Origin of the sequence: Flagellimonas abyssi (genome assembly GCF_019457905.1) — a bacterium.
Lineage (GTDB): Bacteria > Bacteroidota > Bacteroidia > Flavobacteriales > Flavobacteriaceae > Flagellimonas > Flagellimonas abyssi.
Window position 1 is genome coordinate 346193 of sequence record NZ_JAHZSV010000003.1, and the last position, 25465, is coordinate 371657.

General features: G+C 43.1%; 27 protein-coding genes. 11 read left to right on the forward strand and 16 right to left on the reverse strand.

What is annotated here, in order from left to right; all coding sequences use genetic code 11:
* Positions 1–3: 3 nt before the first annotated feature.
* Positions 4–840, forward strand: a complete 837-nt coding sequence (locus K1F36_RS04185) for an aldo/keto reductase (protein ID WP_220112672.1) — start codon at positions 4–6, stop codon at positions 838–840.
* A 3-nt stretch (positions 841–843) separates the two neighbouring features.
* On the opposite strand, the gene K1F36_RS04190 is transcribed toward K1F36_RS04185, so the two are convergent.
* Complete coding sequence (locus K1F36_RS04190) at positions 844–1356, reverse strand: acyl-CoA thioesterase (RefSeq protein ID WP_207031266.1); 513 nt, start codon at positions 1354–1356, stop codon at positions 844–846.
* Positions 1357–1414: 58 nt separating this feature from the next.
* A complete protein-coding gene (locus K1F36_RS04195) occupies positions 1415–2359 on the reverse strand; it encodes an HU domain-containing protein (protein ID WP_220112673.1) in 945 nt (314 codons plus the stop codon).
* Positions 2360–2464: 105 nt separating this feature from the next.
* Here K1F36_RS04195 and K1F36_RS04200 point away from each other — a divergent pair, with 105 nt between their 5' ends.
* Complete coding sequence (locus K1F36_RS04200) at positions 2465–3358, forward strand: DNA-processing protein DprA (RefSeq protein ID WP_220112674.1); 894 nt, start codon at positions 2465–2467, stop codon at positions 3356–3358.
* Positions 3359–3691: 333 nt separating this feature from the next.
* Here the strand turns inward: K1F36_RS04200 and trpS are convergent, their stop codons facing one another.
* Positions 3692–4660 (reverse strand): tryptophan--tRNA ligase, encoded by a 969-nt coding sequence (trpS, locus tag K1F36_RS04205; protein WP_220112675.1) that lies wholly within the window; start codon positions 4658–4660, stop codon positions 3692–3694.
* 115 nt (positions 4661–4775) lie between these two features.
* Here trpS and K1F36_RS04210 point away from each other — a divergent pair, with 115 nt between their 5' ends.
* Positions 4776–5513, forward strand: coding sequence for a lysophospholipid acyltransferase family protein (locus tag K1F36_RS04210; protein ID WP_220112676.1), 738 nt, complete (start codon positions 4776–4778; stop codon positions 5511–5513).
* Here the strand turns inward: K1F36_RS04210 and K1F36_RS04215 are convergent.
* The 6 genes from K1F36_RS04215 to recA form a co-directional block, all read right to left on the reverse strand.
* The gene (locus K1F36_RS04215; RefSeq protein ID WP_220112677.1) at positions 5510–6319 is read right to left on the reverse strand and encodes a sensor histidine kinase; all 810 of its coding nucleotides are present in this window, start codon (positions 6317–6319) and stop codon (positions 5510–5512) included. The genes K1F36_RS04210 and K1F36_RS04215 overlap by 4 nt on opposite strands.
* 45 nt (positions 6320–6364) lie before the next feature.
* Positions 6365–7021 (reverse strand): 7TM-DISM domain-containing protein, encoded by a 657-nt coding sequence (locus tag K1F36_RS04220; RefSeq protein ID WP_220112678.1) that lies wholly within the window; start codon positions 7019–7021, stop codon positions 6365–6367.
* A 475-nt stretch (positions 7022–7496) separates the two neighbouring features.
* The gene (locus K1F36_RS04225; RefSeq protein WP_220112679.1) at positions 7497–8954 is read right to left on the reverse strand and encodes an outer membrane beta-barrel protein; all 1458 of its coding nucleotides are present in this window, start codon (positions 8952–8954) and stop codon (positions 7497–7499) included.
* Between the two features lie 10 nt (positions 8955–8964).
* Entirely contained in the window at positions 8965–9495 is a 531-nt protein-coding gene (locus K1F36_RS04230) for an RNA polymerase sigma factor (RefSeq protein WP_220112680.1), read from the reverse strand.
* Between the two features lie 28 nt (positions 9496–9523).
* Complete coding sequence (locus K1F36_RS04235; RefSeq protein ID WP_220112681.1) at positions 9524–9967, reverse strand: hypothetical protein; 444 nt, start codon at positions 9965–9967, stop codon at positions 9524–9526.
* A gap of 99 nt (positions 9968–10066) precedes the next feature.
* Complete coding sequence (recA, locus tag K1F36_RS04240) at positions 10067–11074, reverse strand: recombinase RecA (protein ID WP_207031289.1); 1008 nt, start codon at positions 11072–11074, stop codon at positions 10067–10069.
* Positions 11075–11340: 266 nt separating this feature from the next.
* Here recA and trhO point away from each other — a divergent pair, with 266 nt between their 5' ends.
* From trhO to K1F36_RS04275, 7 genes are all read left to right on the forward strand, one after another.
* Entirely contained in the window at positions 11341–12372 is a 1032-nt protein-coding gene (gene trhO, locus K1F36_RS04245; RefSeq protein ID WP_207031290.1) for an oxygen-dependent tRNA uridine(34) hydroxylase TrhO, read from the forward strand.
* Between the two features lie 103 nt (positions 12373–12475).
* The gene (locus K1F36_RS04250; protein ID WP_220112682.1) at positions 12476–13636 is read left to right on the forward strand and encodes a PSP1 domain-containing protein; all 1161 of its coding nucleotides are present in this window, start codon (positions 12476–12478) and stop codon (positions 13634–13636) included.
* Positions 13626–14117, forward strand: coding sequence for a gliding motility lipoprotein GldH (locus K1F36_RS04255; protein WP_220112683.1), 492 nt, complete (start codon positions 13626–13628; stop codon positions 14115–14117). Before K1F36_RS04250 ends, K1F36_RS04255 begins: the two co-directional genes overlap by 11 nt.
* Complete coding sequence (locus K1F36_RS04260) at positions 14117–16441, forward strand: penicillin-binding protein 1A (protein ID WP_220112684.1); 2325 nt, start codon at positions 14117–14119, stop codon at positions 16439–16441. Before K1F36_RS04255 ends, K1F36_RS04260 begins: the two co-directional genes overlap by 1 nt.
* Before the next feature lie 100 nt (positions 16442–16541).
* Positions 16542–17243 carry a CoA transferase subunit A gene (locus tag K1F36_RS04265; protein ID WP_207031300.1) on the forward strand — a complete coding sequence of 234 codons (702 nt, stop codon included), beginning with the start codon at positions 16542–16544 and terminating at the stop codon, positions 17241–17243.
* 2 nt (positions 17244–17245) lie between these two features.
* Positions 17246–17899 (forward strand): CoA transferase subunit B, encoded by a 654-nt coding sequence (locus K1F36_RS04270; RefSeq protein ID WP_207031302.1) that lies wholly within the window; start codon positions 17246–17248, stop codon positions 17897–17899.
* Between the two features lie 325 nt (positions 17900–18224).
* Positions 18225–18743: a GNAT family N-acetyltransferase gene (locus K1F36_RS04275; protein ID WP_207031303.1), complete on the forward strand. Its 519-nt coding sequence runs from the start codon at positions 18225–18227 to the stop codon at positions 18741–18743.
* On the opposite strand, the gene K1F36_RS04280 is transcribed toward K1F36_RS04275, so the two are convergent.
* Positions 18689–19048 carry a hypothetical protein gene (locus K1F36_RS04280; RefSeq protein ID WP_207031305.1) on the reverse strand — a complete coding sequence of 120 codons (360 nt, stop codon included), beginning with the start codon at positions 19046–19048 and terminating at the stop codon, positions 18689–18691. The genes K1F36_RS04275 and K1F36_RS04280 overlap by 55 nt on opposite strands.
* A 140-nt stretch (positions 19049–19188) precedes the next feature.
* On the opposite strand from K1F36_RS04280, the gene K1F36_RS04285 reads away from it, so the two are divergent.
* The gene (locus K1F36_RS04285; RefSeq protein ID WP_220112685.1) at positions 19189–19890 is read left to right on the forward strand and encodes a helix-turn-helix domain-containing protein; all 702 of its coding nucleotides are present in this window, start codon (positions 19189–19191) and stop codon (positions 19888–19890) included.
* Here K1F36_RS04285 and K1F36_RS04290 read toward each other — a convergent pair.
* From K1F36_RS04290 to K1F36_RS04315, 6 genes are all read right to left on the reverse strand, one after another.
* On the reverse strand, positions 19865–20353 hold the full coding sequence (locus K1F36_RS04290) for a very short patch repair endonuclease (protein WP_220112686.1): 489 nt from the start codon (positions 20351–20353) through the stop codon (positions 19865–19867). The two genes, K1F36_RS04285 and K1F36_RS04290, sit on opposite strands and share 26 nt — an antisense overlap.
* Positions 20354–20422: 69 nt before the next feature.
* Positions 20423–21169 carry a succinate dehydrogenase/fumarate reductase iron-sulfur subunit gene (locus K1F36_RS04295; RefSeq protein ID WP_220112687.1) on the reverse strand — a complete coding sequence of 249 codons (747 nt, stop codon included), beginning with the start codon at positions 21167–21169 and terminating at the stop codon, positions 20423–20425.
* Between the two features lie 6 nt (positions 21170–21175).
* Positions 21176–23179 (reverse strand): fumarate reductase/succinate dehydrogenase flavoprotein subunit, encoded by a 2004-nt coding sequence (locus K1F36_RS04300; protein ID WP_220112688.1) that lies wholly within the window; start codon positions 23177–23179, stop codon positions 21176–21178.
* Positions 23180–23181: 2 nt separating this feature from the next.
* Complete coding sequence (locus K1F36_RS04305) at positions 23182–23847, reverse strand: succinate dehydrogenase cytochrome b subunit (RefSeq protein WP_207031311.1); 666 nt, start codon at positions 23845–23847, stop codon at positions 23182–23184.
* A 234-nt stretch (positions 23848–24081) separates the two neighbouring features.
* Positions 24082–24702 (reverse strand): SIMPL domain-containing protein, encoded by a 621-nt coding sequence (locus K1F36_RS04310; RefSeq protein WP_220112689.1) that lies wholly within the window; start codon positions 24700–24702, stop codon positions 24082–24084.
* 62 nt (positions 24703–24764) lie between these two features.
* The gene (locus K1F36_RS04315) at positions 24765–25379 is read right to left on the reverse strand and encodes a collagen-like protein (protein ID WP_220112818.1); all 615 of its coding nucleotides are present in this window, start codon (positions 25377–25379) and stop codon (positions 24765–24767) included.
* Positions 25380–25465 lie beyond the last annotated feature (86 nt).

Here is a 25465-nt window from a genome sequence, read left to right on the forward strand (position 1 = left end):
ACTATGAAGAAAATTACAGATTTACAAGGATCTTTTGAACTGCACAATGGGGTCCAAATGCCCTATTTTGGATTGGGCGTGTACCAATCCGAGGATGGAAGCGAAGTAATCAATGCAGTAAAAGCAGCTTTGAACCATGGTTACCGCCATATTGATACGGCTGCCATTTACGACAATGAAGAAGGTGTTGGCACAGGAATCCGCGAAAGCACTGTGGACCGAAAGGATGTTTTTTTAACCAGTAAAGTCTGGAACACGGACCAAGGCTACGATACGACGCTAAAAGCTTTTGACGCCAGTTTGGAACGTTTGGGAACCGACTATCTTGATTTGTACCTCGTGCATTGGCCCAAAGGCGAGATCTCGAAGGAAACCTGGAAAGCGCTGGAAAAGCTATATAAGGAAAAACGGGTGCGGGCCATTGGCGTGAGCAACTTCTTGCAGTACCATTTGGAAGACTTATTGACCTCCGCCGAGATCGTTCCTATGGTCAACCAAATGGAATTCCACCCCTTTTTGGTGCAACAGGACTTGATTGATTTCTGCAACTCCAAAGGAATTCAATATGAAGCGTGGTCCCCACTGATGCAGGGAAATATCTTTGATCTGGACGTTATGACAGAACTGGCATCAAAATATAAAAAGACCATTGCCCAAATTGTGCTGCGATGGGACCTCCAAAAAGGAGTGGTCACCATACCAAAATCATCCAAAAAAGAACGTATTATCGCCAATTCCGACCTTTTCGATTTTGAATTATCAAAAGAGGACGTAGAACTGCTCGATGGATTGGAAAAAGGCAAACGGTTTGGCCCAGATCCGGATAATTTTGCTTTTTAAGTATTAAGAAGTAAAAAGCGCTTTGAGCTCCGTAGCATCCGCAGGCTTCATTTTGCCGGCAAGCACCAAACTCAACTGTTTTCTCCTCAGGGCGGCAGCGAAACGTTCCTTTTCCAAGTCGGTTTCTGGGTCTAATGCGGGTACTTCGGTTGGTTTCCCGGTATCATCTACCGCAACAAAGGTATAAATCGCCTCATTGGCCTTGGTACGCTCTCCCGTAAAGCGATCCTCGATCCAAACATCGATAAAAATCTCCATGGAAGTATTGAATGCGCGAGAAACGGCCGCTTCAACGGTCACAACACTGCCCAAGGGCACCGCTCTGTTAAAAGCTACGTGGTTCACCGAAGCAGTCACAGTGATTCGCCGACTGTGCCTACGGGCCGCAATACTGGCAGCTCGGTCCATACGGGCCAAGAGTTCCCCGCCAAAAAGATTGTTGAGGGGGTTGGTTTCACTGGGCAACACCAAATCGGTCATTACCGTGCGGGATTCACTGGGTTTTTTAGCGCGCATACCTTTAAATTTTGCGCAAAGATATTGAAGTGTGGAATGGTTTTAAAGGAAAGCGGGATTATTTCTCGGAAAGCAACCAAGCATCCCTTGAATCTTCGGCTTTTACCTTTCTTAAAAAGGCGAGTGCCTCTTTAGGTTCGTCAAAACTATCGTAGGCCACTTGGTGAAGTCCATACTTGTTCACGCCCAAGTAAAAGGCATTGTACCCCTTATCCTTGAGTTGCGCTACTTTTTTGTCGGCATTTTGCTCCTCACGGAAAGCACCGGCAATTACATGGTGCTTGCCCAATCGCTTTTTTGTCACATTAATGTTGATGGCCGGGAGCTCCAAAGGAGCACTTTCAAAAAACGTGGCCTCTTGGATCAAACGGGAAACCTCCTGTTGGGCATCTTGCTGAGCGGCCACTTCTTTCTGTTGAAGGTCGCCATAAGTGCTATAGGAAGTTACGCCCAAAGAAACCGCCAACAAAAACACGGCAGCATATTTTAACCAAGGCCTGAAGGATGTCTGTTCCCTTTTCTCCGGAGTGATGATAAAAGGAATGCGTTCTTCCATTTCTTCCACCTCTTCTTTGATCACTTCTCTCTGGATAGGAGTCGCAGCAAAAGTGGATAGACCAAAGGAAGATGTCAAAAAGTTGATTTTTTCCTCAGGTTGGAACTGGATACGCTGCTCGCTGTTGTGCCACAACTTACCAATCCCAAAAAGTTCAATGCTTTCGCCCTGTGCCAATTTGGAGTTCCAATCTTTGGCAATGTTTTCCACTTCCTGAAGCATATCTTCATACCCCAAGTTCTTTTCTTTGGAAATATGGGATACCAACAAACCATCATTTTTGGAAAGTTGGGCGTTAAAGGAGATGGTCTTGCTTGGAGGCACCAAAGTATTGGTTGCCAAATCAATTTCTGCGGATTTACCGTGGGCCAAGAAAGCCCCAAAACCAGGTACTACAACACAATTGTAATCGAACAACAATTTTTCTATGTATGAATCTATCCGCATAGGCACAAATATTGCAAAAAATGAGACAGTACAAAATAAGCCGGATAACTTTTTATTAACATTTGAAAATCTGTATTTTGTGAACAACTTTGACGCCCAAATCAAATGACTGAACCTGAAATTATTGCGGTCTTGCGGCTGCAAAAAATTCCGGATTTCGGAGATGTTACCGCTAAAAAATTAATTGCCCATTGTGGAAGTCAATCGGCCATTTTTGAGGACAAGCTGTATCACCTTTTAAAAATCGATGGCATAGGAAAGATGACCTTAAAGGGTCTTTTTGATCCTGTCCATTTGGAAGAAGCCCAAAAAGAGTTTGAATTTCTGTCCAAAGAAGACATCGATATCACATATTTTATGGATGATAATTACCCGGCCCGTTTGAAGCATTGCGTGGATGGCCCGATTTTGCTTTTCCAACGGGGAAATATCAACTTGGACAATCAAAAGGTCATCAGTGTGGTAGGTACGGGGAACGTGACCAACTACGGAACATCATTTTGTAATCAATTTATTGAAGAATTGGCGCCGCTGAACCCAGTAATTGTAAGTGGGTTGGCCTACGGGGTGGATATTGCCATTCAAAAAGCAGCAATGGACCATGGATTACAGACCATTGCCTGTATGGCCCACGGCTACCATCGCGAAGTATTTGCCGTGCCGGGCAGAGCGACCGATAAATGGAGCAAGGGCCGCAACGACCTCATCAAATATCAAAAAGCACACTTATCGACCTCTGTCGCGGAGCTGGTCTACCTCTTGGGATGGGAAATTGAGGAAGAAAAACAGGAAAAAGCGGTGCAAAAACAGCTGTTCATCGAGTCGGACGAAACAGAACAGTCAATCTACTCTTATTTGCAAGTGAACGGAAAACAACTGCTGGACACCGTTGCTGTGGAGTGTGATCTGCCCATTTTTAAAGTTTCTTCAACTTTATTGAACATGGAAATGAAGGGGGTGATCCGACCATTGCCCGGTAAAATGTTCGAGGCGGTGTAGTTGATATAGGGAGGGGGATTCAGGTAAAAGATACAGGAGTTGTATTGATAAATGTTAGGATTTTTAAAATGAAGCACCTCTTCAGCTTAAAATTGGCATTAGCATCTGCCGTTCATCTGGAAAAACAGCAACATAAACGAATTAAAGTAGTTGAAAAAAACAGCTCATCGATGCAAGCGACAACAGAACAGTCACTCTGTTTTTCGGTGTGGTTCAACGGGAAGTTGCCACTAAAAATCGAGATTTTGCTAGGGTTTGGTCCAACTCAGCGAGTTTACTACATTCAGGCTTCTAGAAAATAAAAGGCGATTGTATCAAATTGACGATGAAAGGCTAGTATCCCAACTTTTCACGAACCCTTGCCAATACCTTATCGGCGACTTTACGGGCTTTTTCTGCTCCAAAGGCCAAGGCTTCGTCCACTTCGTTTTTGTGGTTCATGTAGTACTCGAACTTTTCGCGGGGCTCTTCGAACTTTTCCACGATGAGCTCGTACAAGGCCTGCTTGGCGTGTCCGTAGCCGTAGTTCCCCGCCAAATAGTTGGCGCTCATTTCCTCTACCTTCTCTTGGGGAGCCAATAGCTTGTATAGGGCAAAAACATTATCCTTGCTTGGGTCCTTGGGGTCTTCCATGGGAGTACTGTCCGTAACAATGCCCATAATCTGTTTGCGCAACTTTTTGTCCGGCTGGAACAAATTGATGAGGTTCCCACGGCTTTTGCTCATTTTTTCTCCATCGGTCCCGGGTACGTACATGGTTTGTTCGTGAACTTTGGCTTCGGGAATTACAAAGGTTTCGCCCATTTGGGCGTGGAACCGGGAGGCCACATCGCGTGTCATTTCCAAATGTTGCAACTGATCTTTCCCTACGGGAACAATATCGGCATCATAAAGTAAAATATCGGCGGCCATCAACATGGGATAGGTAAATAATCCCGCGTTTACATCTTCCAACCTGTCGGCCTTGTCCTTAAAGGAGTGGGCCAACGTCAACCGTTGATATGGAAAAAAGCAGCTGAGGTACCAGGCCAATTCGGCAGTTTGTGGAACATCGCTCTGTCTGTAGAAAACAGTTTTTTCAATATCTAGGCCGAATGCGAGCCAAGCTGAAGCTATGGCGTAGGTATTGTTGCGTAGTAGTTCCCCATCTTTGATCTGGGTAAGCGAGTGCATATCTGCGATAAAGAGGAAGGAATCATTCTTTGGGTCCTGTGCCATTTCAATGGCCGGTGCAATTGCACCCAAAATATTCCCCAAATGGGGCGTTCCTGTACTTTGTATGCCCGTAAGTATTCGCGCCATGCCTAGTTTTTTGCCCGTAAAAGTAAGCATCCCTAACGTATAAAAAAAGTGGCTGTTAGTCTAAAAGATGGGATGCTACTAAAGCTAAGATTTGGAAATACTTTACATTTGGAAGATGCTTGGAGCAATCAAAAATTTGGGGCATGTGTTGTATAGGGTCTGGTTCTATATTTTGGTTACCGTTCCTATTATCCTTTTTTTTCCGGTTTTGCTTCTTTTGACCATTTCTGAAAAGACGTATCACCAATTTTTTTGGCTTGCCCGAAATTTGTGGGCCAGGCCCATTTTATATGGAATGGGTTGTTTTCCAAAAATTGTGCGGCAACAGCGCATGGAGAAGGGAAAAAGTTATATGTTGGTGGCTAACCATACCAGTATGCTGGATATTATGTTGATGCTGCTCGTTAGCCGCAACCCGTTTGTGTTCGTTGGAAAAAAGGAGCTTGGGGGCATTCCCATTTTTGGATTTTTTTACAAGAGGGTCTGTATACTGGTGGACCGGGACAGTGTTAAAAGCCGGACAGGGGTTTACAGGCGGGCCCAGAAGCGGCTCAACCAAGGTTTGAGCATTTGTATTTTTCCTGAAGGAGGTGTCCCAGAGGAACATATTGTACTGGACAAGTTTAAGGATGGCGCGTTTAAAATGGCCATTGCCCACAAAATTCCTGTAGTTCCCATGACGTTTTTGGATAATAAAAAGCGCTTTTCCTTTACTTTTTTTAGTGGAGGGCCAGGACGGGTTCGAGCCATTGTCCATCCTTTTTTCGAGACTGGAATTCTAGCACCTTCCGATACCTCGACTATCCGGGAAGAGGTTAGACAGGTTATCCTGGAGGATTTGGAGAAGAATTAAAGTATACGAACGATTACTTTTGTTCCCATTGGGTGGTTGTTCTCGTCATATTTGTCCACAATGGTAATAGCGTCTTTGCTTTCGCCCAATGATTGCAGCCTAAGTTTGGTGACCTCGAGACCTCTTGATTTTTTTTCATTTTGATAGATGTGGGGCCTCTCATTTGCCGCTAATTGGCGTACTCCTGTATCGTCCACAGTACAAATTAAATAGTTGTTGTCAGTATTAAAAATGATATCCAATTGTTTTGGCCCGGATTTTTTTGGCAATAGGCCATGTATCAGGGCGTTTTCAACAAATGGTTGTAAAATCATTGGAGGTATTTCTATTTCTTCGGGATCAATGGCTTCATCTATCGTAATGTTGTACGAAAAGCTATTGTCGAACCGCAACGGTTCCAGGGATAGGTAATCTTCCAGTATTTTAATTTCTTCAGCTAAAGGAATGTTGATCTCCATGGAGCTTTCCAGAACATTTCGGGTAAGCCGACTGAATTTGTTCAGATACTTTAAGGCACTTTCAATTTTTTTAACGGATACCAAATGTTGTATCGCACTTAGGGAATTAAAAATAAAATGGGGGTTTATTTGGGCCCGTAGCGCTCTTGTTTTTTCAAAAAGAGCCCTTTGTTGAAGCATAAGGTTTTCACGGAACTCCAGATGGATTTTATAGAAGAGACCAAATGCCAATATGCAACGGCCTATAATTATATAATAGAGCCATCCAACAGAACTCCGTCTTCCTGGGTCGAATAAAATGTCCTTACCAAAGGGGCGGCACAGTAGGCAGATGTGGCCAGGGGCCATAACATAGGTAGGCTAAAGGGTCCTTGCCAACATACATTAGGTGCGCTAGGCCCAAAAGTGCAGTAAATTAAGTATGGCGTAGGCATTTCGGGTGGTAAAGATAAAGCCTATGGTGTCCTCAAGAACAAACAGAACACCAATGCAGATCAGGATTATGATATTGAGAACTGCGAGCACTTGGACCAGAAAATGAACAAATGGGTATTCTCTTTTAGATTGAAGGAAGCCTGCAAAGAAGAACAGATACACAATATTGTCCACGAACAAGAAACCCTGCGAGACCCAATAGGATATATAGTTGTCGTTGAAAACAAACTCATAAATCCTAAACTTAAGGCCACATACGTACACGAAGGTCACCACAATATAAATGGAATACCAAAGAAACTCCGATTTTTTGATGAAGAAGTAAAAGGACAATCTTGTAAAACACATGATAAAGCAAAGCCCGGTAAAGAAATAGTAAGGTAACTGGTCTTCAAAACCCTGTTGGGCAATAAATGCATTGGGAGGGGTGTTGCTAATGGTGAAGCGCCAATTCTGAACATCTTCCTTAAAGGTAATCCGCTTTGCCTGTATTAATAAATGCCCATCATCGAGCAAGTTGTTCGCTTTCAACTTTAAAAATGAGTAGTAATATGAATGATTAATTTGATTGCTCTCGTTGTTTTCGTCAAACCTGCCTATTTTTCTAGTGACCATTTTATTTTGGGATTCCAGATATAGGGAGTTTGATTCAAAAAACACTAAACCACAAGAATATCGGGCACGTATACTAAAATGGCAAGATCAAATCAAGTTGCTCAATACAGCAAAGGGATACAATATTAAAAATGAAGGCACGATCCATAAAATAGGAGAAAGATGGATTGGCAACATAACACTTACTCTCCCTAACTTAAGATAGCTACATGAAATTTTACGTGAAGTTTATTTTACTCTTTTTAGCCAGGTCCCATAGGATATCTTCTTCATTTTCTTTTCCCATCAAGGATTTGGAAAAGTATATGAGAATATCTTCGAACTGTTCAGGGTTCACACTGTCAACAAGTTGGTTGGTATATAAATTGAAAAGTAAGAAAAATATGTGAATGTTTTTTGCATAAAAAAGCGCCCTGAAAATGGACGCTTAATTAATTGCTTAAAGGAGCAATCTTCCTAACCAACTTCTTCTGTGCTAAAACTTAAAGGTAAATCCACTGTACACGCCAATGGAGTAGGGCTGAAAATTACCGGAAACATTCGAAAACGTATTTAGCTGGTACTTGAAAACGGGTTCCACATTAAACCTGAATTTTGGAGTAAAGTGATAATTGAGCCCCATACCAAAGTTTGCACTAAAGTTTAATGAATTGATGTTGTTGGCCTCACCCATTTCGGTGACCAGTTCATTGGATTCCAACAAAACCGAGTTGTTCACAAGGAACAATGAACTTACGCCCCCTATAAGGTCAACCCCGAATTTTTTGTCGAGCAGGGCATAGTTTACTTCCAACGGAACTTCGATGTAGCCCAATTGTTGGACCATTTTCCCCTCCAAGCTAGGTACTTCATTAAAAGCGACTTCTTTGGCACCCAACACAGGGGAATTGTTCTTTGCACTTTCCTTGCTCTGGACCAGTATGGTCTCGGAATTTTGGTCGTAATCTATGTTCGCGATCCTATTGCTTGCTGCTGCCTGTAGGGTAGAGGAAAAGACCACATCGTTGGTGTTGTAACCAAAGTTGACCCGGTGCACCCCGGAGCGTATCTTTACTTTTTTGCCAACCTCATAGGCAACGTTGACGCCATAACTCAAGTTGAGGTTTCCTGTTTTGGAATTAGCGGTAAAATCAGCGCCTACGGGAGACCCATCACCTGCACCATTAAAATACACGGGCGCCAACGATGGACCAACGGACCATTTTCCAGAATTGTTTTTGGCGACTGCTTCCTCCAATCCTTCCTGTTCGGCAATGGCATCATAGATGGACTGCTTTTCAGATTCATCCTTTTCTGTCATATTTTCGGCAACCTGTTTATCGTTCTTTTCGGATGACAGGGGCGATTGTTTTTCAGAAGATTCCTTCCGGTCATCGTTCATAGCAATGGCACTGTTGTTTTTTGCACCTTCGTCATCTGTAGAAATTCTTTCAGCTTCTTTTGAACGGCTATTAGTGACCTGAGCTATTGCATTTGAAGCATTTCCGTTTGATGTGGAAATAGTATTTTCAATATTTGAAGCTTTGGATTTGCCAAAACCGTTATCCGCAGCTTGATTACTTTTTTGAATCGAGGAGTCTTCTTCAGAGGTGTCCGCCAAACTATTTTGCCCATTTGGATGGGTAGTGGGAGGGATGAAATCTCGATTTATCTCCTCTTCTGGATTTGTTCTACTTTCGGGAACGGTACTATTTTCCGTATCCGTTATAATTTGCTCCTGTTCTTGTTCCTGTCCGAACGGATTAATGGCAAGCAATGCGATGACCAAGGCCGCCGCCGCACCCCCTAGGCCCCACCAAATAGGAACGGCCCGCTTCTTTTGCTTTTTCTTGTCCAAAGAAGCTTCGATGGAAGCCCAGACCTTTTCGTCCGGAACTTCCTGAAAGTCCTGAAAGCTTTCTTTGAACAATTCCTCTAAATTCTTTTTCCCCATTGTCTTCTATTTAAGCAATGTTTATTTTGGCTTTTTCTATTTTTTCCCTCAAAATGGCCTTTGCCCTTGCCAAGTTCGATTTTGATGTTCCAGTGGACGTCCCCAACATCTCACTGATTTCTTTATGGCTGTAGCCATCGAGCACATATAGGTTGAATGTTAGCCTATACTTGTGTGGCAACTCTTGAATGTACCCCAGTAATGTAGATAGGCTTATATCCGTATCCTCCGTCTCTACCTCCACCTCTCCTTCGGTGTTTTCAGAAACCACGTTAAGGTGCTGGTCTTTTCTGTACTTTTGGAGCACGGTGTTTACCGTAATTCTTTTGATCCAACCCTCAAATGACCCTTTAAAACCATATTGGTCAACTTTGTCGAATATGGTCATAAAACTGTCGTGCAGATTGTCTTCCGCCTCCGTTTTGTTACGGGAGTACTTCAGGCACATACCGAAAAGAATACCGGAGTATCTCCGGTATAGTTCAGCCTGTGCCTGTCGGTTGCCCTTTTGACAGTTATGTATCAATTCTTCAAGATCCAAATGTTGGTCAATTTTGGATTGTTGCTATTTAATTTGCCGGTTCACTCTCTTCCGCAATCGGAACCGTGTATTCTAAAAATTTAGCATTTCCTTCTTCATCATCCCCGGCATAAAAGCGGAAGGTGTAGTCCTTGGTGTAAATTACATTAAATTTTAAGGTGGCCGTTACTTCTTCAACAGCTTCGGTACAGGCTCTGTCCTCATCGGTGAGTACGGAACCGACCACTACGACATCACGACCCGTTTCGGCAGTTTGCGATACATCGAAACCTTCAAAAAATGTACAACCATTCGGTCTTAGGTAGGTTACTTCAATATCGTACGTTTTTCCAAACTCGAACGATTCTGGAACTTCGGCCTCCACTGTGGTAAGGGCGGTAAAGTAAAAATTGGGGGAATCATCGTCCACCTCACAGGAGATGAACCATGAGCATGCCACAATCAACATAAAGGGCATTAACACTTTTTTCATAATAAAAATCCTTTTATTCCCTAGATGTGCAGTATGCGTAGGGGTTGCGTAGGATTTTCACAACCAAAAGTTAAACTCCCCAAAAAATCGATAAAAGGGCTATTCGCTTACAGCGGCGATGGCTTCTTTTATTTTGCTCTCCAATTCTTCGGATAGTTCGGGGTTGTCCACAAGGAGAGCCTTAACAGCATCTCTTCCTTGCCCCAATTTGGTATCGCCATAGCTGAACCAAGAACCACTTTTCTTTACGATTTCGTAGGCAACTCCCAAGTCGAGTATTTCTCCGATCTTGGAGATTCCTTCACCGTACATAATATCGAACTCCGCGGTTTTAAATGGAGGGGCCACTTTGTTTTTTACCACCTTGACCCTGGTCTTGTTCCCTTGGACATCGCCATCGGTACTTTTTATTTGGGTAGAGCGTCTAATGTCCAGTCGGACGGAAGCATAGAATTTAAGCGCGTTACCACCCGTGGTGGTTTCCGGGTTCCCGAACATTACGCCAATTTTTTCGCGTAATTGGTTAATAAATATTACGGTACATTTTGTTTTGCTGATGGTTGAGGTCAGTTTTCGAAGTGCTTGGGACATCAATCTGGCGTGCAGACCCATTTTTGAATCCCCCATTTCTCCCTCGATTTCACTTTTTGGGGTCAATGCGGCCACGGAATCCACGATTACGATATCGATGGCTCCGGAACGTATCAGGTTTTCTGTGATTTCCAATGCCTGTTCCCCATGATCGGGCTGGGAGATGATCAGGTTGTCGATATCAACCCCTAATTTTTTGGCATAAAAACGGTCAAACGCATGTTCTGCATCTATAAATGCTGCGATACCTCCCGCTTTTTGAGCTTCGGCAATGGCATGCAGCGTCAATGTGGTTTTACCCGAAGATTCCGGACCGTAAATCTCGATTACCCTTCCTCTCGGATATCCGCCTACACCAAGTGCAATATCCAATCCCAAAGAGCCAGAAGGAATCACTTCGACATCTTCAACAACACTATCGCCCATTTTCATGACAGCACCTTTACCGTAGGTTTTGTCCAACTTGTCCAACGTAAGTTTTAGTGCCTTTAATTTTGCTTCTTTCTCTTTGCTCATGGTAAAAATTGTTAGGAAGGCTAAAATACCATTTCTTTCCACATGAAAAAAGGGCACGCAACCTTTTTAATAACAATACATCTTAAGGACACTAACTCATCTCCATAGAGCCGTTTAGGGCTCGGAATTGCTATGAGGAAGAAAATTCAGCTATGAAAAACGGTAATGGATTAAGGGGGCCTTCGCGGCCCTTTTAATTTACTCTCCCTTTAATTTTTATCTTTGCACAAATTTTAGAACCATTCTTTAACTTAATCAAGTATAGCATGCAACTGTACAACACATTAAGTGCAAAGGAAAGGGAAGCCCTTATCGAAGAAGCCGGGAAGGAACGGCTTACCATCTCTTTCTATCAATATGCACGAATCGGCAATCCACAGATTTTAAGGAACCATCTTTTTTTGGCCTGGGACGACATGGAAGTCCTGGGACGTATTTATGTGGCACACGAAGGGATAAATGCCCAATTATCGGTACCAGCAGAAAACTTTAATGTATTCAAGGAACATTTGGACAGTATTTCCTTTTTGGAAAATGTACGATTGAACATTGCAATAGAGCAGGACAACAAATCTTTTTTGAAACTGAAAGTAAAGGTCAGGGACAAAATTGTGGCAGATGGATTGAACGACGACACTTTTGATGTCACCAACAAGGGCATACATGTAGGCGCGGAACAGTTCAACGAACTTATTGAAGATGAGAACACCGTTTTGGTCGATATGCGAAACCATTACGAAAGTGAGATTGGACATTTTAAAAATGCCATCACCCCCGACGTGGACACCTTTAGGGATTCTCTCGATATTATAGAACAGGATCTGGCCGAGCACAAAGAAGATAAAAAACTGGTAATGTACTGTACCGGTGGCATCCGTTGCGAGAAGGCAAGTGCTTACTACAAACATAAAGGCTTTAAGAATGTCTACCAGCTGGAAGGCGGGATTATCGAGTATACCCGACAGGTACGCGAAAAACAGCTGGAGAATAAATTTCTGGGCAAAAACTTCGTGTTTGACCATAGGAGGGGAGAGCGTATTTCGGAAGACGTGATAGCCCACTGTCACCAATGTGGTAAACCTTGCGACACCCATGTAAACTGTGCCAACGAAGCTTGTCACTTGCTATTTATACAATGTGAAGAATGTGCCGAAAAAATGAACAATTGCTGTTCTGTAGACTGCATGGAAATACATGCATTGCCCTATGAGGAACAAAAACGTTTGCGTAAGGGCAAAGGAGCCAGCAATAAAATATTCAAAAAAGGCAGGTCTCCGGTTCTTAAATACAAGAAGTAGTATTTCAATGCTGCAACAATTTGTAGTATATTTACAACTAGTAATTTTTTATGAACCCTTTTTAGGGAAGCGCATTAAGTTTCCTTAAATCAAGATATTATATATGGCGTGTAGCAGTTGTTCAACCGGCAAGGATGGACAACCGCGTGGTTGCAAGAACAATGGTACTTGCGGCACTGATGGTTGTAACAAGCTGACAGTCTTTGACTGGCTTTCCAATATGTCGTTGCCCAACGGTCAAAAACCCTTTGATTGTGTTGAGGTACGTTTCAAAAACAGTAGAAAGGAATTCTATCGAAATACGGAGAATCTTACCTTGTCCATTGGCGATGTGGTGGCCACTCAGGCCAAATCGGGCCATGATGTGGGCGTGGTTACCCTGACCGGTGAATTGGTGCGTATTCAAATGACGCGCAAAAAAGTATCCATCGACGACAAGACCATCCCTAAAATTTACAGAAAGGCTTCCCAACGGGACATCGATATTTGGCAAAAATGCAGGGATAGGGAAGAGGAAATAAAAAAACGTTCCCGGGAAATAGCCATTTCGTTAAAGCTCGAAATGAAACTCAGCGATGTAGAGTTCCAAGGAGACGGGTCCAAAGCAACGTTTTATTACACTGCAGAGGATCGTGTTGATTTTAGACAGTTGATCAAGGATATGGCCAAGGCCTTTGGAATCCGTATTGAGATGCGTCAAATCGGTTACCGACAAGAAGCACAGCGCTTGGGGGGCATCGGTTCTTGCGGGCGCGAACTTTGCTGTTCTACCTGGTTGACGGATTTCAGGTCCGTGAGCACGGCATCGGCACGTTATCAGCAATTGGCCTTGAACCCCCAAAAATTGGCGGGGCAATGTGGAAAGCTCAAATGTTGCCTCAACTATGAGCTGGACATGTATCTGGAAGCATTGAAAGATTTCCCACCATCGGATTGCAAGCTTAAGACCCAAAAAGGATTGGCCTTCTGCCAAAAGGCGGATATCTTTAAAGAAACCCTTTGGTTTTCGTATAAAGATGAGCCGGCAACTTGGCACACCCTTTCCAAAGACCAAGTGTTGGAAATTCTGGAACTTAACAAAAAAGGCGATAAAGTTGCCAGTCTAGAGGAGTACGCCGCAGATAATGTTGCGGAAGAAAAGACTACTTTCGAAAATGTCGTAGGCCAGGACAGCCTTACCCGTTTTGATAGGCCGAAGAACAAGAAGAGAAGAAAGAAAAAGCGTAGAAAACCAAAATCCAAAGCATCCTTCAATGCGAAATAAATTTTTGTTTCTTTCGATTGCGATTCTTGCCCTGTCGTCTTGTAACGAATTGTTGGTTTATTCAGAGTATAAACCGGTTAAGGAAGCCAAATGGGAGATGGGCCAAGATGTCGATTTTCAATTTTCGGAACTGGATTCTACCCAAACCTACAACCTGTTCATAAACATTAGGAACGACGAAAATTTTGCCTTTAGCAATTTATTTTTGATAACCGAGTTAGAATATCCGAGCGGCAATACCGTTAAGGACACGTTGGAATACAGAATGGCCGAACCCAATGGGGAATGGCTCGGAAAAGGAATGGGCAGCATTAAAGAAAATAAACTTTGGTTCAAGGAAAACATCGATTTTCCCGATTCCGGCGTATATAAGGTGAACATTTCCCATGCCATGCGTAAAAATGGCGATGTGGAAGGCCTCCATGTTTTGGAGGGAATAACGGATGTTGGTTTGGAAATAGAAAAAGCACCCAAATTATAATGGCAAAGAAACGTCACAAAAAACAGCAGCAGAATTTTTTCCCTTTTATCAAGTGGTTTTGGATCATATTCGGAGCAGGTGTCCTATCCGTAGTACTTATTTTTCTACTGGCCTCATGGGGAGTGTTTGGGGAAATGCCAACCTTTGAGCGTTTGGAAAATCCCGAGACCAACTTGGCCACCGAGTTTATCTCTTCGGATGGTGAAACTTTGGGGAAACTCTATTTGGACGACAACAGAACTTGGGTAGACTACGAAACCCTTCCGCAAAACATTGTAGATGCCTTGGTAGCTACCGAGGATGCCAGATATTACGACCATTCCGGTATTGATGCCCGCGGATTTGCAAGGGCCTTGGCCTTTTTGGGGACCAAGGGTGGGGCAAGTACCATTTCGCAGCAATTGGCACGCCAACTTTTTGTGGGAGTTAGATCCAGGAACTTGTTTGAGGCAGTAACCCAAAAAATAAAGGAGTGGGTCATTGCAACCCGTTTGGAGAGAAACTATACCAAACAGGAAATCATAGCGATGTACCTTAATATTTACGATTTTGGGTACAATGCGGACGGCATTCGTTCCGCATCCAGGATTTACTTTGGAAAAGAGCCTGCCGATCTCAAAACCGAAGAATCCGCTGTTTTAGTGGGCATGCTCAAGAACTCATCGCTCTACAATCCAATGCGCCGTGAGGAACTGGTGTTCAATCGACGCAATACCGTACTTGGACAAATGGCAAAGTATGGATATATCACAGAAAAGGAGAAAGACTCGTTGCAAAGCAGGGAGATGAAAATAAATTTTAATCCCGAATCGCATAGGGAAGGATTGGCCACCTATTTTAGGATGTACATGCAGCGCTATTTGAACCAGTGGGTCCGTGAAAACCCAAAACCGGACGGGGAGCATTACAATATATATTTGGATGGACTGAAAGTCTACACCACCATCGACTCCAGAATGCAGCGTAATGCGGAAGAAGCCGTACAGGAGCACATGAGTAATTTACAAGCCGAATTCTTCCATCAAAACACACCAGACCGTAACCCTACCGCTCCTTTTTTGGATTTACGAAAAGGAGAAATAGATACTATTTTGCGAAATGCCATGAAGCGTTCTGCAAGATGGCGCCATTTAAAACGCGAAGGCCTTTCGGACAAAGAAATTGAGGCCACTTTCCATAAAAAAGAGGAGATGACCGTTTTTGATTGGAACAGCGATTCCTACGAAAAAGACACCATCATGACTCCGATGGACTCCATTAGGTACTACAAGACCTTCCTACGCACCGCCATGATGTCCATGGAGCCCCAGACCGGTCACGTAAAAGCATGGGTTGGCGGAATCGATTACAAACACTTTCAGTACGATAATGTTATTCAAGGTTCAAGACAAGCTGGATCATTGTTTAAGCCATTTGTATATGCAGCTGCCATTGATCAATTACGATATTCTCCCTGTTATACCCTTCCTGACAACCAATATAGTATTGAGCCAGGAAAGCATGGGAATATGTTGGCATGGACGCCAAAGAATTCCGATGGAAAATATTCAGGGGATGATATGACCTTAAAGAATGCACTGGCCAATTCGGTAAACACCATCACAGCGCAACTTATTGATAGAGTAGGCCCGGGAGCTGTAGTTTCTATGGCCAAAAATATGGGGATTACCAAGGAAATCCCTGCAGTACCATCCATTGCACTCGGTACTCCAGATGTAAGTGTATATGAAATGGTGGGCGCCTTCGGGACTTATGCGAACCAAGGTGTATATGTGAAGCCCGTAATGGTAACACGCATCGAGGACAAAAATGGCACCGTGCTTTTTGAATACAAACCAGAAACAAAGGATGTCTTGAGTAAGGATGTTGCCTATGCGATGATCAATCTTTTGGAAGGGGTAACCCAATACGGTTCTGGGGGACGCCTAAGGCATACTTATGGAAAGAACAACACCGTATATAAGAAAATTATAACCGGCTACCCATACGAATTGACAAACCCGATAGCAGGTAAAACAGGGACCACACAGAACCAAAGTGATGGTTGGTTTATGGGAATGGTACCCAATTTAGTGACCGGTGTTTGGGTCGGTGGAGACGATAGGTCCATACACTTTAGTGGATTAAGTTATGGTCAGGGGGCATCTATGGCATTGCCGATTTGGGCCCTTTATATGAAAAAGAACTATGCCAACGATGAAATTGGTGTTTCAAAGGAAGCTTTTGAGGTGCCAGAAGAAATGTCTATAGATTTGGATTGTTCCCAACATCAAAAAGACGAAAATATCGATACCGATGATGATTTGGACGACTTAGACTTCTAGTTCAACTCATTTTTGAAAAAATAAAGCCCCAAGCATATTCTAATTTGCTTGGGGCTTTTTTATTTAAATCGTAATTTCAGGGAATATTAATAAGAATGCTATGATCAATAAAAAAGTTGCCAATGTAGCTGATGCCTTGAAGGGAGTAGAAGATGGAATGACGTTCATGTTAGGTGGATTTGGCCTATGCGGAATACCGGAGAATGCTATTGACGAACTCGTGCAATTGGGTATTAAAGATATCACTTGCATATCCAACAATGCCGGAGTGGATGATTTTGGACTGGGACTGCTCTTGCAAAAGCATCAAATCAAAAAAATGATATCCTCCTACGTGGGCGAAAATGACGAGTTCGAACGTCAGATGCTGAGCGGCGAACTGGAAGTGGAACTGACACCCCAAGGAACGCTTGCAGAGAAATGCAGAGCGGCACAGGCAGGGTTCCCTGCCTTTTATACCCCTGCGGGATACGGAACCGAGGTGGCTGAAGGCAAGGAAACCCGTGAGTTCGATGGCAAGATGTATGTCTTGGAGCCCGCTTTTAAAGCTGATTTCGCTTTTGTCAAAGCTTGGAAAGGAGATGAGGCAGGCAATCTCATCTTTAAAGGGACTGCGCGTAATTTTAATCCATGTATGTGTGGTGCGGCTACAATTACCGTGGCTGAGGTAGAAGAACTACTTCCGGCAGGTAGTTTGGACCCCAACCAGATTCATATTCCCGGAATATTTGTACAGCGAATTTTCCAAGGTCGGAAGTATGAGAAAAGAATTGAGCAACGAACAGTTAGACAGAAAGCATAGATATGTTGGATAAAAACGGAATAGCAAAACGTATAGCGAAAGAGGTCAAGGACGGGTACTACGTCAACCTCGGTATAGGAATACCCACATTGGTCGCCAATTTTGTGCGGGATGATATCAGTGTAGAATTTCAAAGTGAGAATGGCGTTCTTGGGATGGGTCCTTTCCCTTTCGAAGGGGAGGAAGATGCCGATATCATTAATGCAGGCAAACAGACCATTACCACATTGCCCGGCGCTTCATTCTTTGATTCTGCAACCAGTTTTGGCATGATACGTGGCCAACATGTCCACTTAACCATTTTAGGTGCTATGGAAGTAGCGGAGAACGGTGATATCGCCAATTGGAAGATACCCGGTAAAATGGTGAAGGGTATGGGAGGCGCAATGGATTTGGTGGCATCTGCGGAAAACATCATAGTGGCAATGATGCACACCAACAGGGACGGAGATTCAAAACTTTTAAAAAGATGTACGTTGCCGTTGACGGGCGTGGGTTGCGTTACAAAAATCGTGACCAATCTTGCGGTATTGGAGGTGACGGACCAAGGATTTAAACTGTTGGAAAGAGCACCAGGTGTTTCCGTAGAGGAAATCAAGAATGCAACCGAAGGTAGGTTGGTTGTGGATGGTGACGTTCCGGAAATGAGGATTTAATAAATATCCTTGGCATTTTTACAACATTTTAAAGCTATTACACAACAATAGTTTTAGAATGCCGTTCATCGATTATATATTTGGTTATATCGAAATTTTTACCCAAATTAACACCACCAAAACCGCTTTGACCATGGCACTAAAAACACAGACAACAATGGATGAAAACGTCCAAGTTTACCGAAACGATTTTTTCACAGGATTTATGCTTTTGATTAAAAAGCTTTTTATGCTTTAAATCAGTTATATCCCCCTGAAAAATTTGGAGCCAACACCCTTGTTCGGCTCTTTTTTTTGCTATAATTTTAAAGAAAACCATTCAGATATGTCGCTTCACTTTCGGGAATGCGAGGGTACCGATTTGGATACCTTGGTGAATATATCCAAAAGCACCTTTTCCGATGCCTTTGAAAAGGACAACGACCCCGAAGACTTCCAGAAATATATCAATGAGGCTTTCCATTATAAAAAGCTAGCCGCCGAACTCGCAAATAGGGATAGTCTTTTTCATTTTGTTTATGACGATGAAACATTGGTGGGCTATTTCAAATTGAATATTGGTGCCGCCCAAACCGATGTGCACGACCCCAATGCCCTGGAAATTGAACGCATTTATGTTATAGGAGAACATCAGGGCAAAAAAATCGGTTCTTGGATGCTCAAGAAAGTAATGGCCCAAGCTGAATCATTAAAGAAGAATTACATTTGGTTGGGAGTTTGGGAGCACAACCCAAAAGCCATTCAATTTTACCAAAGGCATGGCTTTGCCAAGTTTGGGGAACATCCGTATTATATTGGTTCAGATAGGCAGACAGACTGGTTGCTCCGGCTAAATATTAAGTAATCCGCCCAGGTAAACATTATCCCCCCCGCTTGTAATTTATGCGCTACGGAGTTTTCAAAAGCGGCATGCATCAACAGAGAGATTGCCTTTGCATTCAGCTTTGTTAGACTATTTGTTCTGTATACCACATCACGAATAGTGGAAAAGCTCACATTGCTCTTAATGGCAATATTGGCCAAATCGTTTTTGGATGTGTTTCTGCGGAGAACCTCGGAGAGCTTTTTGCTTATCGGTTTGCCGTAATTTTCATCAGTAAAGATCAGTTCGATTTTAAGGAGTGGCCCAAGGCCTTTCATGGAACCCATATATAATTCAAGTTTAAATAATTATATGTCGGGGTCAGATCCTATTTTCTATATTTGGCTTGTAACCCAATTACAGAAAACTAGATAAATTGCTGCGTTAAGCGCATATTGCGTAACAATAGTACACAATATAGAAATAAATGTATATAATTAAGCAGTTACGAAGAAAAAATAACATAAGTCAATCGCAATTGGGCGAGGAAATTGGGGTAAGTCTTCGTACGATTCAGCTCTACGAACGCAAGGACGCCAATATCCCGATCAAAAATCTAACCAAGATAGCCGAGTATTTTGGCCTTACCATTGCCGAGCTGTACATGCACGAGGTAAACGATATGGGCGAGGCCTATACCAAACGTCAGCCATTTACCAAGCATGGAAGCGTTTTTTACCCATTGGAGCATGGTAAATATTTGGTTATGGCTCCTTTGATACTGGTAGAGTGGCAAAAAGAATATATTGAAAATTTACGGAAGGATAACTTCAGCAATCCATTTCAGGGAGGTTTTATTATTGATTTTTTAACCGAAGAACCCCACCGTATATTCGAAGTATCTGGCGATTCCATGAACGATTCCAGTGCTGAATCCATTCCTAACAAAGCATACGTTCTTGGTCTGGAAATCAAAAAAGAATCGTTGACCCGTAATGAGACCTTATGGCGGCAATCCTATATATTGGTTTGTGCGGATAGGATTATCTGTAAGCGGCTTACAGGATATAATAAAGAAAAAAGGACATTGGTTTGCCACAATTTGAATACTTCTCCAGAATTTCAAGATTTTGAATTGGCTTTGGAAGATGTACTACAAGTCTTCAGGATTGTGAAAAAGCAGCTTTGACCTTGTTGAGGTGAGTCAATACCTGTTCCAAACACCCATCCAAGTCCTTTTTTATTTCAGTTTCCCAAAATCGGAAGACGGTATATCCTTTGTCCTTTAATGCCTGATTTACTTCTTGGTCCCGTTGTATATTGCGTTCAATCTTTGGAATCCAGAATTCACGATTGGTCTTAATTTTTTCCTTTCGTTCTTCCCAATTATGACCATGCCAATATTCCCCATCAATAAATATGACGGTTTTGTACCTTTTAAGGGCGATATCGGGCTTTCCTATAAGTTTTTTGTAGTCGATACGATATCGGTAGCCCGACTGCCACAACGCCTTTCTAAAGGCTAGTTCCGGCTTTGTGTTCTTACCTCGGATTTTTCCCATGATCTTGGAACGTTCCGGTGTCGTATAGAAACCTGATTCCTCATTGAATCGAGGCACTTTGATGCGTTCTTTTGGGTATTCTTTGGGCATACCGTAAGATAATAAAAAACCCAAACTCCTATCGGAATTTGGGTTTTGTATATATCAATGTGAGTTGTTTTACCCCTTTAATGTAGCGGATAAGTATTCACGGTTCATTCTAGCAATGTTGGTCAATGAAATACCTTTTGGGCATTCCACTTCACAAGCTCCCGTGTTGGTACAGTTACCAAAACCTTCCAAATCCATTTGGCGAACCATATTCTGAACACGCTCGGTAGCTTCAACTTGACCTTGAGGCAACAAGGCAAATTGAGATACCTTCGCAGAGGTGAACAACATGGCACTTGCATTTTTACAAGCGGCCACACAAGCTCCACAGCCAATGCAGGTAGCGGCGTCCATGGCTTCGTCAGCAGCATGCTTATTGATTGGAATGGAATTCGCATCGATTGTATTTCCGGAGGTGTTCACGGAAATATACCCGCCAGCTTGCTGTATACGGTCAAAAGCGCTACGGTCTACGATCAAATCCTTGATAACGGGGAATGCAGTGGCGCGGAAAGGTTCAATTACAATGGTATCCCCATCGTTGAACTTTCTCATGTGCAATTGGCAAGTAGTTACCAATCTGTCCGGTCCATGGGGCTCCCCATTGATTTGAAGCGAACATGTTCCGCAGATACCTTCCCTACAATCGTGGTCAAACTCTACGGGCTCCTCTCCTTTGGAGACCAATTCTTCATTTAGGATATCCAACATTTCCAAGAAAGACATATCTCCTTCTACACCGTCTAGGGTATAATCAACTATTTTTCCTGGTGCGGATGCGTCTTTTTGACGCCATATTTTTAGATATAATTTCATAGCTTCTTATTTGTAGGATCTTGTCTTCAGTTCAATATTTTCGTAAACCAAATCCTCTTTATGTAATTCGGCATCTTTGGGCTCACCTTTGTATTCCCAAGCGGCCACATATTTAAAGTTCTCGTCATCACGGAGCGCTTCGCCTTCTTCCGTTTGGTATTCTTCGCGGAAGTGTCCTCCACAGGATTCGTTACGGTGCAGTGCATCCTTCGCAAAAAGTTCGCCCAACTCCAAGAAATCCGCAACGCGTCCGGCTTTTTCAAGCTCTTGGTTTTTCGATTCGATGCTTCCCGGAATTTTTACGTTCTCCCAGAAATCCTTTCTAAGTGCGGAAATCTCCTTGATGGCTTCTTTCAGTTCCTTTTCGTTACGGGCCATACCACATTTGTTCCACATAATCTTGCCGAGTTTTTTGTGATAATAATCCACGGAATGGATTCCCGAACCGCTCATCAACTTTTCCATTCTGTCGCGGACCTGTTTTTCGGCTTCGTCAAATTCTGGAGAATCTGTTGGAATGGCTCCGGTTCTAATATCTTTTGATAGATAATCTCCAATCGTGTAGGGGAGTACAAAATACCCATCTGCAAGTCCTTGCATTAAAGCAGAAGCTCCCAAACGGTTGGCACCGTGGTCGCTAAAGTTGGCCTCGCCCGCAGCATAGCAGCCAGGAATTGTGGTCTGCAAGTTATAATCTACCCAAAGACCTCCCATGGTGTAGTGTACCGCAGGATAAATCATCATTGGGGTCTTATACGGATTCTGATCTACGATTTTTTCGTACATCTGGAACAGGTTGCCATATTTGGCTTCAACAACCTCTTCTCCCAGTTTGGTGATGGTAGCTTTGTCTGGGTCTTTAAGACCAGAGGTCAAAGCTTTTTCTTTTCCATAACGCTCTATGGCAGATGCGAAATCCAAGAATACCGCTTCACCGGTCTTGTTCACTCCAAAACCAGCATCGCAACGTTCTTTGGCAGCTCTGGATGCCACATCACGCGGCACTAGGTTACCGAAGGCAGGGTACCTTCTTTCCAGGTAGTAGTCCCTATCTTCTTCAGCCAGTTCGGTTGGCTTTAATTTGCCTTCACGGATTGCAATAGCATCTTCTTTTTTCGCAGGTACCCAAATACGTCCATCATTTCTAAGCGACTCTGACATCAAGGTCAGTTTGGATTGATGGTCTCCTGAAACAGGAATACAAGTTGGGTGAATTTGAGTAAAACATGGATTGGCAAAGAAAGCTCCTTTACGGTGTGCTCTCCATGCGGCCATTACGTTACTTCCCATGGCGTTGGTAGAAAGGAAAAATACGTTTCCGTAGCCACCTGTTGCCAAAACAACGGCGTGTGCACTGTGTCTTTCAATTTTTCCGCTTACCAAGTCCCTGGCGATAATTCCTCTTGCCTTACCATCGACCAAGACCAAATCCATCATTTCGTGACGGTTGAAGGCTTGAATCTTTCCACGGTTGATTTGACGGTTCATTGCGGAATAAGCACCAAGCAATAATTGCTGCCCGGTCTGTCCTTTGGCATAAAAAGTTCTAGATACGAGTACTCCACCAAAAGAACGGTTGTCCAACATACCACCATACTCACGGGCAAAGGGAACACCTTGTGCCACACATTGGTCGATAATGTTTCCTGACACCTCGGCCAGTCGATAAACGTTGGCTTCACGGGAGCGGTAATCGCCACCTTTTATGGTATCGTAGAAAAGGCGGTAGTTGCTATCGCCATCTCCTTGGTAGTTTTTTGCTGCATTGATCCCTCCCTGGGCAGCAATGGAGTGTGCCCTACGCGGAGAATCTTGATAACAGAATGTTTTTACATTGTAACCCAACTCGGCCAAAGTAGCTGCAGCGGCACCACCTGCAAGTCCTGTACCTACAACAATGATGTCTATGTTCCTTTTGTTGGCAGGGTTAACCAGATTGATGTCGTTTTTATGCTTGGTCCATTTGTCGGCCAATGGCCCAGATGGAATTTTAGAGTCCAATATGCCCATACTTAATGTGTTATTGGGTTAAGGTGGTGATACAAGGCGATAAAAGCAAATGCCAAGGGTACCACTACCGCAAATATTTTAGCAAATTTTGTGAATCCAACGGTGTACTTGTTATTGGCACCCATGGATTGGAAAGAGGAAGCAAAGCCATGCCACAAGTGCAAGCTAAGCAACACAAAGGAAACCACGTAAAGAATGGTTCTCCAGAAAGGAGCAAATTTCTCTACCGTTTCATGATAATAACGTGTGGGGTCCTCAGGATTGGCCTCTACATATTTGTAGGCCATTTCGTGTATCCAAAAATCGTAGAAGTGCAATGCCAAGAATGCAAGGATGACCAGACCTGAATAAATCATGTTTCGGGAAACCCAGGGCGCATTGGCGCTACCATTGTACTTAACATAACCCACGTTCCTGGCCTTTCTGTTCTGGATTTCCAAAACAAAACCCATTACAAAGTGTACGATGACACCAGCAATAAGGATAGGCTGCATCAAGAACTGGACTATGGGATTGTAGCCCATAAAGTGGGATGCTTCATTAAAAAAATCAGGAGAAAATACCGAGGCCAAATTAATGGTCACGTGAAGAATCAAAAATGTGACCAAAAAAAGACCCGATAGGGCCATAACATATTTTCGGGCCAGCGAAGATTTTATCAAACTCATTAGAAGTTAGTTTTTACACAAATTTACGGCACGAATGAGTTTTTAACAAGTAATAAAGAAGTAGAACCCCCTTATTTAGAAACATTATAGGGAAGGGTCAAAGCTTTGAAAATGATATAATAAAACTGACAAAAGGAACTTGGGCTGGAATTTTTATTCCATTCAAAAAGATTGAGCTTGCTGAAATTGCTTACAAATGGGCTATAAGGTATTTAAGAATATCTGGTTTGAAGATTATTTTGTTTCGAACACCACTTGAAGGGAATAGATGTATTCATTGACCGGGCGATCATAATATATGGCCGTTTCCACCTGCTCGTTTAGATATTGATTGTCCTCTACAGTGATTACATCACCAAGTTCCTTGCCCAGGGTGAGCGCGATTAAGGATGCTTTTTTTCTGGCGTCTTCCATTGCTTTGCCATAGAGTAGTTTAGCCGCGTTTTCATCTATTTTTATAACAGCAACGCTATTCAAACGCTGAAGCCCCAACGATTTTATGGTCAAAAAAGTTCTCATTTTTTCGATGGACGAAGTTGAAAATTCATAGATGGCACCCTCTTTATCATACCCCATGGTCTCAAAACCAAACTCATACGGTCTTTCCTTGATTTCCTTCCAAGAGATACCTTGCAATTCCAATGCCTTTTGGTAAAGGGACCTTAGTTCCTCGAAATCCATGCCGTCCGAAGCATAGCTTGAATACGCAGGGCTTATTGAAACGGTGGCTTTATAGATGGGAGAAGAATCCACATGGATGGCCCTGGCCAATACTGTAATGGTAGCGCTTTGTTCTTGGGCCGCCATTAGGGAAGGCATCATTGCCACCAAGAGAACGTATAATAATTGTTTCATCTTTATATAAGAGCTTAAATAATAGGTGTGTTTTGAATTAGGGGGAACTTTATAGAATCTGATTATTCAGGAATATTGAAATATTCGATGACTTGTTCGTAGCTCATTTTGGTAAAATCTATGTTTGATTTACCAGAAGTGGATACTCCACCAGGGATGAGGACATATCTAAAGTCATCAAAATAAGTAAACAAGTTGCTTCCTCCATCAGTGGTCAGTGCTTCTACATATAGCGCTATAAATCCGCTACCTTCAGACAATCTATACCTATAGATTTCATTTTGGGAAATTAGCTCAAAGGGCAATTGATAGACCTCGTTTGATATTACATTGATTTCACGTCTTCCGTAGACAAGGAGAACGTCATTTGCATTGTTGAATTCCCCTAGTCCAAAGGAAACCAACAATTGATCGGATTCTTCGGCTGCAGCAAGACCTCCAAATTCGGATGCTATCCAATCCGAATAGATAACATTGGCCGTACCTGTTTCTCCTTGCTCGCCCTGTTCCCCCTGTTCCCCTTGAGGGCCTGCAGGTCCGGCGACCCCTTGCTCACCTTGAGGTCCTTGTGGGCCAACGGCACCATCCTCACCATCTTCTGGAGAGCAAGAGACAATCAACGCGACCGACATTACTGTTAAAAGAAATGCTTTAATTGATAATTCACTTGTTTTCATGTTTAAATTTTTTGGGTTTCAGGGGGTCAAATTAGAATTGCTGGACCAGTTGATGAACTCGTTCCTTACCATAGGTGTATATTATT